13 protein-coding genes and 2 tRNA genes are annotated in these 16,717 nt (G+C 39.3%); 8 read left to right on the top strand and 7 right to left on the bottom strand.

What is annotated here, in order from left to right:
• Positions 1-47: 47 nt before the first annotated feature.
• Positions 48-1,652: a sodium:solute symporter family transporter gene (locus tag WAE64_RS11305; protein WP_340236502.1), complete on the bottom strand. Its 1,605-nt coding sequence runs from the start codon at positions 1,650-1,652 to the stop codon at positions 48-50.
• Positions 1,653-1,871: 219 nt separating this feature from the next.
• Here WAE64_RS11305 and WAE64_RS11300 point away from each other — a divergent pair, with 219 nt between their 5' ends.
• From WAE64_RS11300 to WAE64_RS11290, 3 genes are all read left to right on the top strand, one after another.
• Positions 1,872-3,125 carry a sensor histidine kinase gene (locus tag WAE64_RS11300; RefSeq protein WP_340236501.1) on the top strand — a complete coding sequence of 418 codons (1,254 nt, stop codon included), beginning with the start codon at positions 1,872-1,874 and terminating at the stop codon, positions 3,123-3,125.
• A gap of 58 nt (positions 3,126-3,183) precedes the next feature.
• Entirely contained in the window at positions 3,184-3,867 is a 684-nt protein-coding gene (locus WAE64_RS11295) for a response regulator transcription factor (protein WP_340236500.1), read from the top strand.
• A gap of 135 nt (positions 3,868-4,002) precedes the next feature.
• Positions 4,003-5,973 carry an ATP-dependent nuclease gene (locus WAE64_RS11290; protein WP_340236499.1) on the top strand — a complete coding sequence of 657 codons (1,971 nt, stop codon included), beginning with the start codon at positions 4,003-4,005 and terminating at the stop codon, positions 5,971-5,973.
• A gap of 128 nt (positions 5,974-6,101) precedes the next feature.
• On the opposite strand, the gene WAE64_RS11285 is transcribed toward WAE64_RS11290, so the two are convergent.
• The 4 genes from WAE64_RS11285 to accC form a co-directional block, all read right to left on the bottom strand.
• A tRNA-Pro gene (locus WAE64_RS11285) sits at positions 6,102-6,175 on the bottom strand.
• Between the two features lie 91 nt (positions 6,176-6,266).
• A tRNA-Ser gene (locus tag WAE64_RS11280) sits at positions 6,267-6,354 on the bottom strand.
• Positions 6,355-6,439: 85 nt separating this feature from the next.
• Positions 6,440-7,189, bottom strand: a complete 750-nt coding sequence (locus tag WAE64_RS11275; protein ID WP_340236498.1) for an energy transducer TonB — start codon at positions 7,187-7,189, stop codon at positions 6,440-6,442.
• Positions 7,190-7,207: 18 nt separating this feature from the next.
• Complete coding sequence (accC, locus tag WAE64_RS11270; protein ID WP_340236496.1) at positions 7,208-8,716, bottom strand: acetyl-CoA carboxylase biotin carboxylase subunit; 1,509 nt, start codon at positions 8,714-8,716, stop codon at positions 7,208-7,210.
• A gap of 254 nt (positions 8,717-8,970) precedes the next feature.
• Here accC and WAE64_RS11265 point away from each other — a divergent pair, with 254 nt between their 5' ends.
• Together WAE64_RS11265 and WAE64_RS11260 are read left to right on the top strand one after the other, a co-directional pair.
• Positions 8,971-10,233 (top strand): aminotransferase class I/II-fold pyridoxal phosphate-dependent enzyme, encoded by a 1,263-nt coding sequence (locus tag WAE64_RS11265; RefSeq protein WP_340236495.1) that lies wholly within the window; start codon positions 8,971-8,973, stop codon positions 10,231-10,233.
• A gap of 233 nt (positions 10,234-10,466) precedes the next feature.
• Positions 10,467-10,643 carry a histone H1 gene (locus tag WAE64_RS11260; RefSeq protein ID WP_340236494.1) on the top strand — a complete coding sequence of 59 codons (177 nt, stop codon included), beginning with the start codon at positions 10,467-10,469 and terminating at the stop codon, positions 10,641-10,643.
• Between the two features lie 62 nt (positions 10,644-10,705).
• Here the strand turns inward: WAE64_RS11260 and WAE64_RS11255 are convergent, their stop codons facing one another.
• Positions 10,706-11,113: a MaoC family dehydratase gene (locus WAE64_RS11255; protein ID WP_340236492.1), complete on the bottom strand. Its 408-nt coding sequence runs from the start codon at positions 11,111-11,113 to the stop codon at positions 10,706-10,708.
• Between the two features lie 64 nt (positions 11,114-11,177).
• On the opposite strand from WAE64_RS11255, the gene WAE64_RS11250 reads away from it, so the two are divergent.
• Positions 11,178-13,967, top strand: a complete 2,790-nt coding sequence (locus WAE64_RS11250; protein WP_340236490.1) for a glycoside hydrolase family 2 protein — start codon at positions 11,178-11,180, stop codon at positions 13,965-13,967.
• Positions 13,968-14,049: 82 nt separating this feature from the next.
• Here the strand turns inward: WAE64_RS11250 and WAE64_RS11245 are convergent, their stop codons facing one another.
• Positions 14,050-14,751 (bottom strand): hypothetical protein, encoded by a 702-nt coding sequence (locus WAE64_RS11245; RefSeq protein ID WP_340236489.1) that lies wholly within the window; start codon positions 14,749-14,751, stop codon positions 14,050-14,052.
• Between the two features lie 109 nt (positions 14,752-14,860).
• Between WAE64_RS11245 and WAE64_RS11240 the strand changes: the two genes are divergently transcribed.
• Positions 14,861-15,739 (top strand): hypothetical protein, encoded by an 879-nt coding sequence (locus WAE64_RS11240; RefSeq protein WP_340236487.1) that lies wholly within the window; start codon positions 14,861-14,863, stop codon positions 15,737-15,739.
• Positions 15,740-16,663 carry a tRNA (adenosine(37)-N6)-dimethylallyltransferase MiaA gene (gene miaA, locus WAE64_RS11235; RefSeq protein WP_340236486.1) on the top strand — a complete coding sequence of 308 codons (924 nt, stop codon included), beginning with the start codon at positions 15,740-15,742 and terminating at the stop codon, positions 16,661-16,663.
• Positions 16,664-16,717 lie beyond the last annotated feature (54 nt).

Here is a 16,717-nt window from a genome sequence, read left to right as displayed (position 1 = left end):
GCGAACTCCCAAGCCTGTCTCGTTTTTATATTCTGTTTATTATAATCTTACCAGAAATACCAGTATAAGAATGCAATAATAACTAATACAATTGTTGCACCAACACCAAATATACCCTGTACTTTAAACATACTGGCGTCTATTTCTAAGCCTTTGCCTTCGTCTGGCAATACAAAGCCTAATACAAACATAACGGCCACACAAATCAAGAATACCATACCCATACGGTCAAGGAAAGGAATTGTTTCTAGGTAGTTATGCATCCAGAGTGCAATCAAGAATCCACCAACAATGGCAAACAAAGCACCTGCTGAGTTGGTACGTTTCCAGAAGAAGCCCATCGCAAATGCTGCAAAAATACCCGGCGATAACAAACCGGTCATTTCCTGAATAAACTGGAAACCACCTTTTTTATCGATACCCATGTAAGGAGAAACCGCAATTGCCAGAATCATAGAAACTACAATTGTTATACGGCCAATCAAAACCAAGTGTTTTTCGCTAGCGTTTTTACCAATATAGTTTTTGAAAATATCAAGCGTAAAGATAGTTGAGATACTATTGGCTTTACCTGCCAACGAAGCTACAATGGCTGCTGTTAAAGCTGCAAACGATAAGCCTTTTAAGCCAATTGGCAATAGGTTTAACAATACCGGATAAGCGTTGTCCTGGTTAAATGTACCATCAGCACCTAGCATTTCTTGTTGAAACAAACCCTTTTGATACAAGGTATAAGCCGCAATACCCGGAAGCGTTACGATAACGGGCATCAATAATTTCAAGAATGCTGCAAATAAGATACCCTCACGGGCAGTTTTAAGGTCGGCACCCAAGGCACGTTGCGTAATATATTGGTTACAACCCCAGTAGTTAAGGTTTACAATCCACATACCGCCAAACAATACCGTTAAACCCGGTAGTGCCATGTAATGCGGGTCGCCTTTCTTGAAAATCATGTGGAAATGTGTATCCGATTTTTCGGTCATTAATTTCAAGCCATTGGTTAAACTCGAAACACCATCGTACTCCATCGAAACCAGCGTAACTGCCAGATAAGTAGTAGCTAAACCACCAATAACCAAAAAAAACACCTGAATTACATCGGTAAAGCCGATTACTTTCATACCTCCGATTGTAATGATAATTGCAAAAATTGCCAAACCAATCATACAAACTGTAAAGTCAATCCCCGAAATACCCGACACCGCCAAAGCTCCCAGATACAAAATAGAAGTAAGGTTTACTAAAATGTATAAAGCCAGCCAGAAAATAGCCATAATCAAGCTTACGGTAGAGTTGTAACGCTGATTAAGGAATTGTGGCATCGTGAAAATCTTGTTTTTCAGATAAATAGGCATGAAAACCACACCCACCACAATGAGCGTTGCGGCGGCCATCCACTCGTAAGTAGAAATTGCAAGACCCATCGAGAAACCATTACCCGACATACCAATCATTTGCTCGGCAGAGATATTCGAAGCAATCAACGAGGCTCCGATTGCCCACCACGTAAGCGAACCTTCGGCAAGAAAAAAGTCTTTGGTAGAAGTTTGTTTGGCTTGTTTCTTTTTATAAATCCAATAGCCATAACCTGACACTAAAACGAAATAGAAGAGAAATACAACGTAATCGAAGGTTTGTAATTTTTGCATAGTGCTTAGGGAAATGAAAAATAAAATTCTTTGATTGGGAAAAATTCTTTGAACACGGCAAATAAAGGTAGAAAATTTGCTTTTTCAAAGGATAGACGATGATTTTAAAAGAATATGTAGATTTTACATAACTTTTTTAATAGCCATTCCCTAAAGTTCTTGTTAATTTTTTGTCAATCAATCTTCTTTTATATAATTTTACGAAAAAAACATCCCGTTTTGAACAGAAATACCATCCGACTTCTGATTATACTCGGCACGCTTTCGATTACGGGAATAATTGCAGTGCAAGCCTATTGGGTAAAGCGTGCTTTCGATTTAAAAGAACAACAGTTTCGGCAAACTGTAATGATTTCTTTACGAAATGTGGCGAACAATATATCGGCACTCTACAAACTTTCCAGTATCGAAAACCCCGTTAGTCAGCTTTCTTCCGATTACTACGTAGCAAATCTCAGAATCCCGCTCAATGCTGATATTTTGGAGCATTATCTCAAAGAAGAGTTTAAGAACCAAAACCTGTTAACAGATTTTGAATATGGTATTTATGATTGTGATACCGATAAGATAGTGTATGGTGCCTACATCAATTCTGACCTCGAAGAAACTTCAACTACTAAGAAACCGCTGCCTAAAACCGATAAATACCTGAACTATTTCGGGGTCAGGTTTCCGAGTAAAACGAGTTATCTGGCTGCCCGGCTCGACATCTGGGTCATTTCGTCGCTAATTACTCTGGTTGTAACTGCCTTTTTTGGGTATTCGATGTTTATTATTTTGAAACAAAAACGCCTCAGCGAAGTGCAGCGTGATTTTATCAATAACATGACCCACGAGTTTCAGACGCCTATCTCGACCATCAGGGTAGCAACAGATGTTTTGAGCCAAGCTAAAATAATGGACCAACCTGAGCGTTTGAAAAAGTATGTGCACATTATCAGGCAAGAGAATAACCGCCTGAAAAATCAGGTAGAATCGGTGCTCAATACGGCTCGCATGGAGCGTGGCAAAATGGAACTGAATATTGAGCTACAAGAGTTGCACAGCATTATATATGATGTAACCGAGGGCGTAAAGGCCGAACTCGAAGATGCGCTGAGTATTGAGCTAAATGCCACCCGTACCAGTATTTATGCCGACCGTATTCAACTTATAAGCCTGATACGGAATCTGCTGGAGAATGCCATTAAATACTCAGGCAAAAAGCCTTGTATTACCATAAAAACCGAGAATGTGGGCGATACACTAGTGCTTTCGATTAGTGATATGGGTATAGGTATACCACAAGAACACCTGAACAAGATTTTCAATAAGTTTTATAGAGTACCTACCGGAAACACCCACAACGTGAAGGGCTTTGGCCTTGGCTTAAGCTACGTGCGAGAAATTATAAGAGCCCACAAGTGGGAGATAAAGGTTGATAGCGAAGTAGGGCAGGGGAGTAAGTTTACTATTATAATGAAACAAGAATAAGCAAAGGCATAAACTGGATTTTATGAATTATGCTGCTATAAATAGATAAATATAAAAGATGCCTAAAATATTATACGTTGAAGACGACCCCAACCTTGGCTATGTAACAAAAGATAATCTGGAAATGGAAGGCTATGAGGTTATCCATTTTCAGGACGGAAAAGAGGCTTGGAAGAGCTTTACCAAAGAGAAATATGACCTTTGCCTGCTAGATGTCATGCTGCCCGAATTAGACGGCTTTTCGTTGGCCGAAAAAATCAGAAAACAAAACCAGCAGATACCGATTATTTTCCTGACAGCCAAAGGGATGCAGGAAGACCGCATTGCCGGACTAAAAGTTGGCGGCGACGACTACGTAACCAAACCTTTCAGCATTGAAGAACTCAACCTGCGTATTAAGGTATTTCTGAAACGCAAGGAGGTTAACAAAGAAGTAACTGAAGGCAATGGTAAATGGAAACTGGGCGATTATGAGTTTAACTATGACCAGTTATCCTTAAAATCGGATAATAAGGCTGAGCAACTTACCCACCGTGAGGCAGAGGTATTGAAGTATTTGTGTGAAAGAAAGCATCAGGTAATAAAACGTGACGAGATACTGACAGCCATCTGGGGCAGAGACGATTATTTCTTAGGCCGTAGCCTTGATGTATTCATTACCCGCCTAAGAAAAATGTTATCCGATGACCCAAAAATCAAAATCGAAAACGTGCATGGCATAGGGTTTAGGTTTACTTGTTGAGAGGTATTATTATAGATTATATGGAATCCTACTGGCTTGCTGGTGGGATTTTTTTTTGGGGTTGAGGTATGTTAAACTCTAATAGAAATACTTATTTTTGGGGATTGCTAACTAATATTAAGTAATACCGTATTTATGAAAATAGAAATTAAACAAAAGTACAAATCTTTAAATCCTTTTATAAGTGAAGAATTAAATGGATTAACTGTAATTACAGGTAAAAATGGAAGTGGAAAAAGTCAATTATTAGAATTGATTGGTAATATAAATGATGTTAATAGAAGTACTGATAGTTTTATTGAAATATCTCCTCAAGTAAGAATAATACAAACTGAAGGTATTTCTAAAGTAGATTCTAAAGAAATTACTCTTGATTTATGGAATCAATACTTAAGCAGATATATTGAAAAATTTAGAGCTATTCCTAGTGACTATAGGGAAATAAGAAGGTATATTCTGGATAATAAATTAGATTTTAAAAGAGGAATGGAAAGTGTTGGATTAATTTCTGACACAGAAGAGTATAGTTCCTTAATTAAAAATTCAACTTTATTGGAAGTGGAACAATATGGCCGTCGATTGGATAACAATCAAAAGGAGTTAAGACTATTAGCCATGTTATTTAGTGATGAAAATAAACAGTTTTTTAAATTACTAGAAGAAATTTGTAAAGAATCTGGAAAAAGTGAAAAAGACATTGTAGAAGCTGATTTTTACAATTATCCTATTCGAGAGCATTTGATAGATGAAAGTTCTTTATTTGGTTCTCAGATTGAAGTAGTTTTTTATAATTACGCTAAAAGGAGGGATGAGAATAGTTATCGACAGTTTCGAAAAGAAAAGTATAATGAATCAAATAATTCTGTGTCTGATGAAGAATTTGTTCAAAAATATCCAGTTCCATGGGAAATGATTAATAAAATTTTAGGGACCCAAAAGATTGAATTTAAATTTAGGGAAATTGAAGCAAGTGAGTTTTCTAAAGATGTTCCATTTAACATAGAGATTTTAAAAAATGGGATAGCGGATTCAATTAAATTTAGTGAGCTTTCGTCAGGAGAAAAAGTAATATTCGGTCTTATCCTCAAACTTTTTACAAGTAGATATTATAAAGAAGCATTAAAGTTTCCTGATCTAATAGTTTTGGATGAACCGGATGCTCATCTTCACCCTGAAATGTCTAAACTGTTATTGGATATTTTGGAACAAACCTTTGTGCAAAAGCTTGGAATCAAAGTAATTATAACAACCCATAGCCCATCAACAGTAGCTTTGGCTCCAGAAGAAAGTCTTTATGAATTGAGAAATGGTACAGAAAGTTCATTGAAGAAAATTTCTAAAGATGATGCTTTGCAATTGTTGACTAGCTTTATACCTACTTTAAGTATTGATTATAAGAACCATAGACAAGTATTTGTGGAAGGTCCGAATGATATTTTATATTATCAAGGGCTTTATGAGAGGCATAATCGAGAGGATAAATCTGCTTTTAAATACAAATTATACTTTATTTCAAATGCAAATGGTCAGGGGAACTCGACACAAGTTATGAATACGGTTAAGGCAATGCAAGATGCTAATAATAAAACTTGTTTTGGTATAGTTGATTGGGATAAGGATAATAGCGATAGAGGAAGTAATATTTTTGTGCATGGGTTTGAAAAAAGATATAGCGTTGAACAGTTTGTATTCGATCCCATTTATATTATTAGTTTACTAATGAGTAATAATAATATGCAAAACATATTAGGAGAGATGGGATTTCAAAAAACGGAAAACCCTTATTTTTTCAAGAAAAGTAATGATGAATTACAAAGAATAGTGGATATATTTTTTGAAAAATTCGCAAAGAAATATCCTAAATTGAAATTTGATGAAAAAGAAGAAGTAGAGTATCTAGATGGTAAGAGAATTTCATTGCCAATTGGTTTTTTAAAAGAAAGTGGACATGATTTTGTAAATAAAGTTTTTGAATTCTACCCAGCTTTGAAGAATAAATATAAGGACCAAAATGGTATTCAGGCAGAGTTAACGAATGTGATGCTTAGATTTTACCCATTTGTGCCACTTAGTACTATAGATCTCTTGAAACAAATTGCTAATTAGCTATGAGTTCGTTGTTGTATTTTATAGCCACCTTATTGGGTGGCTTTTTTGTTTGTAACAATTCTGATATTTTAACCCTAAACAACCAAAAAGCCCTCTCGAAAATTAATTCAAGAGGGCTTTTGACGTCGGGGTGGCCAGATTCGAACTGACGACCTTCTGCTCCCAAAGCAGACGCGATACCGGGCTACGCTACACCCCGAGGGCGGTATCAAAAATTTGAGAATGCAAAGGTAGAAAAATTTATTTTAAATCAAAAATTATTTTAAATATTTTTTTCTTTTTTTTTCTCGCGGAGAGGGCGGGATTCGAACCCGCGGTACGCTTTAGACGTACGACAGTTTAGCAAACTGCTCCTTTCGGCCACTCAGGCACCTCTCCATTCCCGTTTGGGACTGCAAATATACAAGGTCATTTTATTTTAACAAAAACTGAACCTTATATTTTTTATTTTTTTTCAAAAAACCTAAAAAGCATCTACAAAACTGATATTATCGAACACAATCGGAACTACATGTACAACTTTTACTGGTTTTCCGTCTCTTATAGCTGGTAGCCAATTACCTAATTGTCTCACTATTCTGAGAGCTGTATCATCTAAATTGCTGTCACCTTTTTTTATTGTTTTATACTTCGAGCCTTTCCCTGTTTCATCAATTACAAATCTGACGAATACTGTACCGCCATAATTGGTATTAATATGTAGGTTGCAAAACGTATCCTCAAGCTTTTGAAGATAGGTATGATTTCCGCCAATGAGTAAGGGCGGACGGCTGAGCGAATCATAGAAAGTCTCTTTGTCGCTTATTATCTGATAAATTTTTTTAGTTTTCTCTGGTTTAAAATATAGGAGTTCATTTTTCGTAAAATCGTATTCCTGTTCCAACTCGCCTTCTTTTGTGAAATATTGCCATACCCCTATTTTTTTGCCTTGGGCGTAATTCCCTTTTACCACAATATCACCATAACCACCCAACTTAATCCAAGTACTGTCTTTTTTATTGTCTTTATATTGACCTTGCTCTATCAGTATATTGTTCTTTGTTTTTTCATACGGGCCATGCCATATCTTTTGGTCATCTTTTAATACATGATAATCTTCTTTGATTAAAAGGCCACTGTTAAGGAATTTCAAATTAACTGTTATTTTCTTTAACTCCTGTCCAGCCACAGTAAATGCGCTGAGTACCAACCCAGCAATAAGTATTCTTTTCATGTCACACGCTTATGTATTTTATCTCAATTTAGCCCTATTAGTACGCCATTGGCTTGTATTAACTGCCGTTTGGCTACCATTATCAGCTGCTTTAGGCTTGTTTTTGTTTTTTAATAAGGTGGCTGCTAATACAGCGGCTATTTCTAATTCGGTTTCATCAGCTTTTGGTGCTAGTACTTCGGGTGTGAAGTACAAACCTACAAAACGGGTATCAAAATTACCACTTACAAAAGCCTCGTGTTGCAAAGCAAATTTGCAGAAGGGCAGGGTAGTGGCTACACCTGTTATCTTAAACTCGTCAATAGCCCTTATCATCTTTTCTATAGCCTCGGTGCGGTCGTTGCCGTAGGTAATGAGTTTGGCTATCATGGGGTCATAATAAATCGGAATCTCCATGCCTTCTTCAATGCCATCGTCTACCCGCACTCCATTCCCTTGCGGGCGTACATAAGTTTGTAACGTGCCCACATTAGGCAAGAAATTATTCATTGGGTCTTCGGCGCATACACGCACCTCAATCGAATGGCCGTTTATCTGCAAATCTTCTTGTTTTATACTCAAAGGCTTTCCTTCTGCTACATGAATCATTTCTTTTACTAAATCAATACCCGTAATCAACTCCGTAACAGGGTGCTCAACCTGCAAGCGGGTATTCATTTCCAGAAAATAAAAGTTCAGATTTTCGTCTACAATAAACTCTACTGTACCTGCACCATAATAATTACAAGCCTTAGCCACATTTACGGCACAAACCCCCATTGCCTCTCTGATTTCAGGAGTAAGCACCGCCGATGGTGCTTCTTCGATTAGTTTTTGGTGGCGGCGTTGAATAGAACACTCACGCTCAAAGAGATGCACCACGTTGCCGTGCTGGTCGCCCATTACCTGTATCTCTATGTGCTTGGGCTTAGTTATGTATTTTTCTATAAAACACGAGCCATTACCAAAGGCTGATATTGCTTCGCCTACGGCTCTGTCCATTTGTTCGTCAAAATCTTCTTCTTTTTCTACTACACGCATACCTTTACCACCGCCGCCTGCGCTGGCTTTTATAAGAATCGGGTAGCCGATTTCGGCCGCTTTGGCTTTGGCTGCCACACGGTCGGTAATGGCATCGGGCGTGCCAGGCACCATTGGTATATTATAAGAGGCTACGGCATGCTTTGAAGACAGCTTATCGCCCATAATTTCGATTGATTCGGGCGATGGGCCAATAAAAATAAGCCCGGCGTCTTTCACAGCCTTCGAGAAGCCAGCATTTTCAGAAAGAAAGCCATAACCCGGATGAATAGCATCTACACCAAGGCTTTGGGCAACGGCTATAATTTTATCGCCAAGCAAATAAGATTCTTTAGATGGCGGAGGTCCTATACATACAGCTTCGTCGGCATATTTTACGTGCGGTGCGTTTCTGTCTGCTTCCGAAAAAACTGCTACGGTGCTGATTCCCATTTCACGAGCGGTTCGCATCACACGAAGCGCAATTTCACCTCTGTTGGCTACAAGAATTTTTTTGATTGTCGGCATAATAACAAGCTGGCGTATAAACGCTATCTGAGTGTTTAATTCTATTCACGAAGTAACACCAAAATCTTATTTATTTTTGAATATTTAATTAAAAATCTTGGATATTTTTCATAAATGCTTTTTCTGCTTAGTAAACAGCTTGTTATCATTCCAAAATATTGATACTTTTGTCGAAAAAATGAAGATTTCTTCATCATTTTATTGTTAATTAATTGGCAACGTGCAATAGCGTTCCTTCATTTCCTCCTACCATAATGGCAAAAGATATTTTTGATAAAACAATTAGCGATTTAGGACCTATCGGCACACAAGCAAAACTGCTTAATTCTCACCACTACTATTCATTTCCAAGACTTACAGGCGAACTAGGGCCTCATATGGAATTTAACGGCAAACGTGTATTAAACTGGTCGTTGAACAACTACTTAGGTTTAGCAAATCACCCGGAAGTACGTCAGGCAGATGCCGAAGCGGCAGCGCAGTATGGATTAGCCTACCCAATGGGAGCCAGAATGATGACGGGTAACACCGAATTGCACGAGGCGTTTGAAAAAGAACTGGCTGCGTATGTAGGTAAAAAAGATTCTTTCTTGTTAAACTACGGGTATCAAGGAGTAATGTCGGTGATTGAGTGTATTGTTGACCGCCGTGATGTAATTGTGTATGATGCCGAGAGCCATGCATGTTTGATAGACGGTATTCGTTTGCACAAAGCCAAAGGTGGTGAATACTACAAGTTTGTGCACAACGATATGGAAAGCCTTGAGAAAAACCTTATCAGAGCCACTAAACTGGCCGAAGAAAACGGTGGTGGTATATTGGTAATTACCGAAGGTGTATTTGGTATGTCGGGCAAGGTTGGTAGTCTTGATAAAATTGTTGAATTAAAGAAAAAATATAGCTTCCGCCTATTGGTTGATGATGCCCACGGTTTCGGAACAATGGGCGCTACCGGTGCAGGTGTACCTGAGCATTTTGGCGTGCAAGACGAAGTAGATTTACACTTCTGTACGTTTGCAAAATCGATGGCGGCTATCGGTGCATTTATTGCTGCCGACCCAGAAGTTGTTATGTTTTTGAAATACAATATGCGTTCACAAACCTATGCAAAGGCATTACCTATGCCGTATGTATTGGGTGGCATGAAACGCCTTGAGTTAATCAAAAATCACCCTGAGTACAAAGACCAGCTCTGGACAATCGTTCATGCCTTGCAAGACGGTTTCCGCAAACGTGGTTTCGATATTGGCGATACTACGTCGCCTGTAACTCCGGTATTTTTACATGGTAATTATGACCTGCCAACGGTTACAAACCTGATTCGTGATTTGAGAGAAAACATGGGTATTTTCTGCTCGGTTATTATTTATCCGGTAGTACCAAAAGGTGTAATTATGTTGCGTATTATTCCAACATCTTCACACACCCTTGAAGACGTAGAATATACAATGGATTGTTTTGAAAAAGTACAAGCTAAGTTGCAGGCAGGCGAATATGCCCCGCTTACAGTAGCTTAATTTATAGCACAAAAAGCCCCTTTAAGGGCTTTCTGAACAACATTTGTCATAACGAAACGTTAAAAAGTCAGGCCAATGCCTGACTTTTTGTTTTTTTTACAAAAAACATTGTTTTTTGATGGTATTTTTTGTAGAAAAATTTGTAATTTTTGCTAATATATCTAACTTGCAATTAGATTATTTGGTATTTAAGTAGATAATTTCATTTTTTAACCAAATCCGTTACAATTACTATGAATAAGTACAAAGAACTCAGCGACCTTGTTGCTTCTTTAGCAGGAGATTTTGACAAATTCTATGACAAAGGTAACAAAGCGGCTGGCACAAGAGTTAGAGCCGGAATGGCGCAATTGGCAACCTGGGCAAAAGCCACAAGAGCCGAAGTGCAAGCCATAAAAAATGGCCAATGAAAACCAAACGTATGACCTCGCATTGTTATGAAGAGATAAGCTCTGACTCTGAGCTTATCTCTTTATATTTTTTCAGGGTGCATCAAAGTTGCCAAGCCTCTGATAGTGCGTCGTGAAGTTCCTTTGATAAAAACCTCGCCTGTTATCTGTGCAATATGTTTCTCACGGTCAACAGTCATTACCGTAAATACCACTTCATAATCAGTATCAACAAACATCGGAAATAGGTATTCGGTTTCTTGTTTCATATATACCGAACCCTCACCCGGGAACTCCATACCCAATATGCGTGTAAAAACACTGCTACTCAAATGCCCATGAATAATCGGACGTTTGAATCGGGTTTTAGCTGCATAGTCAGCATCGAGATGTAGTGGGTTTTTATCGCCTGTTACCTCGGCAAATTTTTGAACATCTTCCTGCGAGAAGCGGAAAGCGTAAGTGTAGGTATCTCCTATTTCTAAAAGCATAAGAAAAGTTTTTAAAAGAAGTAAAACGCAAATATATAAATTAGTTATTCAACCAACCAATTGTATGAAATATATGACTTATTCGAGAAAACTCCTTTTCCTGCTATGTTGTTTGTTTATTTTCAATGCCAAGGCACAGGAAACCATTCCATTGCCTGAGCACCCAAGACCCGATTTTGAAAGAGCCGACTGGCAAAACCTGAATGGCAACTGGGCTTTTGAGTTTGATAAAAACAATGTGGGGCTTACGCAAAAGTGGCAAGCAACAGCTAAAGCATTTACTAAAACCATCAGTGTGCCTTTTCCGTGGGGTTCACCATTGTCGGGCGTGAAAGATGAGGCCGATATAGCCTGGTACAAAAAATCTATCAGCGTAAACCCAAGCTGGAAAGGCAAAAGAGTATTTGTAACCATTGGTGCCTCTGACTGGGAAACAAGCGTATGGCTTGATGGCAAACTACTAGGCAGCCACAAAGGTGGTTACACGCCTTTTTCGTTTGAGTTGACCAACGTAAAATTCGGAGCAAAGCAAAACCTTGTGATAAGAGTAGACGACAAACGCCGTGAGTTTACACTTTATGGCAAGCAAGGCTATGGTAATGCCCGTGGCTTATGGCAAACAATTTATCTGGAAGGCCGTGGACAAAACTATGTTGATGCTGTGCATTTTACGCCAGACATTGATAAATCAGAAGTAAAAGTTACTACTTATCTGGCTAAGCCTGCGCCACAGGATATTCCTTTAACAGTAAATATCGATGGCGAAACAAGCTCGGCTGCCAAACAAACTGTTCCGAAAGGGCAAACCGAATATTCGTTTACGATTCCTATGCCATCGGCTCGTTTGTGGGAGCTAGACGACCCATACCTATACAACGCCACAGTAAAACTAGGCGACGATGAGGTGAAATCTTATTTTGGTATGCGCAAGATTTCGACTGTTAATCTGCCTAATACCAATTATAAATACATAGCCTTAAACAACAAGCCTGTTTATATGCAATTGGCGCTCGATCAATCGTATCACCCTGATGGCTTTTATACTTTCCCGACTGATGAGTTTATGAAGAACGAAATTCTGATAGCTCGCAACATTGGTCTGAACGGTATTCGCACGCATATTAAGGTAGAAGTACCTCGTAAATTATACTGGGCCGATAAATTGGGCGTATTGGTAATGGCCGATTTGCCAAATAGCTGGGGTGAGCCTGATAAAAACGCTCAGCAGGAGTCGGAATACACGCTGAAAGAAATGATTAAGCGTGACTATAACCACCCGGCCATTTTCTCGTGGATTACTTTCAACGAAACCTGGGGATTGCGTAGCAAGAAAGAAGTAAATGGTAAAACCGAAAACGTTTACCTGCCCGAAACTCAGAAATGGGTAGCTTCGGTGTATCGTCTGGCTAAATCTTTAGATGCCACTCGCCTGGTTGAAGATAACTCTATTTGCTGTGGGGCAGGGCATACCGAAACCGATATTAACTCATGGCACGAATACCTGCCGGGTTGGGCATGGGAAGACCACCTGAAAATGATTGATGAAAATACTTTTGTCGGCAGTGATTTCCACTACGAAAAAGGCTACAAACAAACCGATGTGCCTAATATCAACTCAGAGTGTGGAAACGTGTGGGGGTACGAAGGCAGCACAGGCGATTGCGATTTTAGCTGGGACTATCACCGTATGATTAATACCTTCAGAAAATACCCTAAAGTTGCGGGCTGGTTATATACTGAGCACCACGACGTGATTAACGAGTGGAATGGCTATGTACGTTTCGACCGCAGCGAGAAAGATTTAGGCTTGCAGGATATGGTAAAAGGTATGAGTCTGAAAGACTTCCACTCGCCGTTTTATATCTCTACCGGAAACGAGATTTCAAAAAATGCAAAGCCTAACGAAGTGATTACAGTGCCATTGTATGCCTCGTTTATGACAGATAGAACCGACGTAGGAAACAAGCTCACATTGAAAATAAATCTCTATGGTTATGATGCTTTGGGTCAGGAAAAAACATGGAGCAGCATGGAGCGCACCGTTGACTACCAACCGTGGCTACAGAAAACTTTAGAGCCGCTTGATGTAAAAATGCCAAACGAAAAAGCAGTAGTTACGATGTCGTTAGTCTTGGTTGATAACGCAGGTAATGAACTACACCACAACGTAATGAATTTTATTGTTGATGCACCAACCCCAACAGATATAGTAATGCTGTCGGGCAAAAAGGCCAAATTGGTAAGCGTAGAAGCTAAAAACCTTAAAAATGCCAAGTGGTCGTTGAAACAATGGGATGTATTAGATGGACTTAAAATGAACGGTGCAGGTAATGGCTATTTTGAGTATGCCTTTAAAGTACCATCGGGCCTTGATTTGAATAGTGTTGAAAGCGTGGCTTTTGTGGTAGAAGCAGGGGCAAAACAACTTTTTGCCAAGGATATGGACAAAAAGCTGAAAGGTAACGAAAACTATATGCTTGGTGCCATTGCCGACCCTGTGCAAAACCCGAATGCCTATGCCATGACCGACACCAAGAAGTTTCCGAGTTCGGTTTCGGTAAGTGTGAATGGGGCTTTTGCAGGGCGTTATGATTTACAAGACGACCCGTCAGACCACCGAGGGGTGTTATCGTGGCACAATCAGTTGAAAGACAAAAAACTACGTGAAGCTGGCTCGTATGGCTATCGATTGGCGGTGAATGTTCCGCAGAAAGCCCTTGAAGAAGCTAAAAAGACAGGTGAAATAGTAGTAAAACTAGAAGTGCCTGAAAGCATGAATGGCGGTTTGGCTATTTATGGCGATAAGTTTGGGCGTTATCCGCTAAACCCTACTGTTGCATTTGTATTGAAATAAAAACAAGTAGCATTATCAATGAAAATGGGCATGCACCGGAAAAGATTGCATGCCCATTTCTTTTACTTAATATACTAAGCGGTTAATTTTGTTTTGGAGTTGAGGTACTCTGCTCGCTCGGAAGGATAATAACCGTCGGAGGAGTGGTAGATGGTTTTCTTGGACTAGCTACCGGTGCTAAACTTTGTGCAGGTAACGAAGTGTTTTTACCATTCTGAACTGGTTCAGCTACCATTACAGGTGAGCTGTTTGGTACTCCTGTATCTTTAATAGATGCCTCACATTGTCTGATTGTCATGGCTATTGATTCATCCATTAAGCCTTCTCTAATGGCCTGGTGGTAGAACATAATAGCTCTTTTGAGCATATCTGCCGTAGCTTGTGGTGTTGTTTGTTTCCATGCCAAGCGTTGTAATTCGGCCCCTTGTGCTAAGGTAATCTTAGGCAATTCGCCCCGATTAGGGTCATCAGGATTAAGGCTGATGAGCTCAATCAGATTTGTTTTTGCAGGCTCATACTTACGCATGGCGTTATAGTCTTTAAACTTTTTTGTGAGATACATCGCATGAGACGAATTGGTTACCTGGTCAGAAATTTTGCTTTCTGACTGAAATTCAGGTAATTTAGCACATTCCCGGTAACGGAAAAATGCGTCCCAATAGCGGCCGGCTTTAAAGTATTCATCGGCCTCTTGTAATAAATAAGTACGTGATGATTGACCAACAGCCGAGAGTGAGAATAATACCGTTCCCAATATCAAGGCTAGAAAACGTATAGTCTTCATAAGAAAACAGATTTATAGTTTTAGCGGTTTTTTTAATGCTGATTATACCATTTAAACGTCGATAATAGTAAAAAAATTGAAAGAAACCGTTAAAAATAAATTAAAAATTTTGAAACGATTCGCCGAAGAAATAGCAACTTTTGTTCAACAATATTGTAATACCACACCCTTATACAATTTTGATGCCTTTCCGCAATCTCCGTTTACATATATTTATCTGCCTGATAAACAGGTAGTTATCCATTGTATATCACTTGAGCCACAGTTGCAGGATGGCGCATTTTTTCAGCAATTAAGCCAATCATTTGCGCAGCAAGGCTTACGGCTTATCCACCTTTGGGAAGATGTATGGTACACGCAGCAGGTTATAGTGCAATCAAGGTTACTGTCGTTTTTTGGGCAATCGGCCACCATTCCGGCAAGATTAACCCAAAGCAGGCGTATAGATAAACCAACACTAGATACTTTTCTTCTTGAAAACCATTTGCAGATTCCGGCGGGGGCTAAGTTTAAATATGGCTTATATTTGCCCAAGCGGTATTTCAGGGTAATAGAATCAGATAAGAATATATTTACACAAAAAACAAGTGAATTATTGGCCGACAATGATGAAATGCTGATGGCGGTTGCTTCTTTTAGCACTGCCCGAAAATTTGTGCGTGAAGGCATCACTTATCGTAGTTTTGAGCTTATACGCTTTGCTAATCTGAAAGGCTTTACGGTAGTTGGGGGCTTTGATAAATTGTTGAAGACTTTTATAAGAGAACAAAACCCCGACGATATAATGACCTACGCCGATGCCGATTGGTCAGACGGCGCAAGTTATGAAAAACTAGGTTTTGAACGAATGGAACTCACACCGCCGCAATCGTTTGGGCTTGACGAAAACCTGCAAAGAGTATGGAGCAGAAATGAGCCCGAAACGATTGAGAAAAAGGTCTGGAACACAGGTAGCTGGAAATATTTGTTGAAGTTAAAGCAAGCATAAATGGAAGATACACAAAAGCTAATAGTGATACTAGGCCCTACGGCGTCGGGTAAGACAAAACTGGCGGTTGAGGTAGCTGCTAAAATAGATGGGGAGATTATAAGTGCCGATAGCCGACAGGTGTATAAAGGTATGAACATTGGCACAGGTAAAGATTATGAAGAATACGAACACGCTTCGGGGAAATACATACCTTATCATTTGATTGATGTAGTTGACGCAGGAGACGAATATCACGTGGCACGCTTTCAGCGAGATTTTCAACAGGCTTATGAGGCTATTGTTACCAAAGGCAAAACACCTATTTTGTGTGGAGGCTCCGGTATGTATATTGAAGCAGTACTGAAAAACTACCAGCATACCCAAGTGCCTATTGATGAGGCTCTGAGAGCCACATTGTTGGAAAAAGATTACGAAGATTTACTAAGCCTGTTTCAGCAAGAATACCAGGAATTTTATGCCGAGGCTGATACTTCAACTAAAAAACGCCTGATACGAGCCATTGAAATTGCCCGATTTATGAAAGATAATGAGCAGACGCATGAGGCTAAAGCTCCTTATTCTGCCATAATTTTTGGTATTGGTATTCCTACCGAAGTGCGTAGAGAACGCATTACGAAACGCTTGTATCGACGCCTGGAAACAGGTATGATAGAAGAAGTACAGCAGCTAATGCATGCAGGCGTAAGCCCCGAAAAATTGATTTTTTATGGCCTTGAATATAAGTTTATAACCGAATTTCTGCTAGGGCAAGTATCTTATGCAGAAATGGTACAGAAGCTCGAAGTAGCCATTCACCAGTTTGCCAAGCGCCAGATGACCTTCTTTAGAAGTATGGAGAAAAAGGAGCTAGCTATTCATTGGCTTGATGGCATGGATAGTACCGAGAACCTTGCTAATCAGATAATTGCAGAGATTAAGTGAGAAATCGGCTAGAAATACGCAGATTCTTGGCTATTTTTGTGTACATAAACAATT

It is taken from the genome of Emticicia soli (genome assembly GCF_037860775.1).
Taxonomy (GTDB): domain Bacteria; phylum Bacteroidota; class Bacteroidia; order Cytophagales; family Spirosomataceae; genus Emticicia; species Emticicia soli.
The sequence above is the reverse complement of the archived record's forward strand: the minus strand, read 5'-3'. Positions and strand labels throughout refer to the sequence as shown.

Bases quoted from the DNA above. Each gene is read 5' to 3' on its own strand.
- WAE64_RS11305 (WP_340236502.1), bottom strand. From the start codon at position 1,652: ATGCAAAAATTACAAACCTTCGATTACGTTGTATTTCTCTTCTATTTC.
- WAE64_RS11295 (WP_340236500.1), top strand. From the start codon at position 3,184: ATGCCTAAAATATTATACGTTGAAGACGACCCCAACCTTGGCTATGTA.
- WAE64_RS11290 (WP_340236499.1), top strand. From the start codon at position 4,003: ATGAAAATAGAAATTAAACAAAAGTACAAATCTTTAAATCCTTTTATA.
- WAE64_RS11275 (WP_340236498.1), bottom strand. From the start codon at position 7,189: ATGAAAAGAATACTTATTGCTGGGTTGGTACTCAGCGCATTTACTGTG.
- accC (WP_340236496.1), bottom strand. From the start codon at position 8,716: ATGCCGACAATCAAAAAAATTCTTGTAGCCAACAGAGGTGAAATTGCG.
- WAE64_RS11265 (WP_340236495.1), top strand. From the start codon at position 8,971: ATGGCAAAAGATATTTTTGATAAAACAATTAGCGATTTAGGACCTATC.
- WAE64_RS11260 (WP_340236494.1), top strand. From the start codon at position 10,467: ATGAATAAGTACAAAGAACTCAGCGACCTTGTTGCTTCTTTAGCAGGA.
- WAE64_RS11255 (WP_340236492.1), bottom strand. From the start codon at position 11,113: ATGCTTTTAGAAATAGGAGATACCTACACTTACGCTTTCCGCTTCTCG.
- WAE64_RS11250 (WP_340236490.1), top strand. From the start codon at position 11,178: ATGAAATATATGACTTATTCGAGAAAACTCCTTTTCCTGCTATGTTGT.
- WAE64_RS11245 (WP_340236489.1), bottom strand. From the start codon at position 14,751: ATGAAGACTATACGTTTTCTAGCCTTGATATTGGGAACGGTATTATTC.
- miaA (WP_340236486.1), top strand. From the start codon at position 15,740: ATGGAAGATACACAAAAGCTAATAGTGATACTAGGCCCTACGGCGTCG.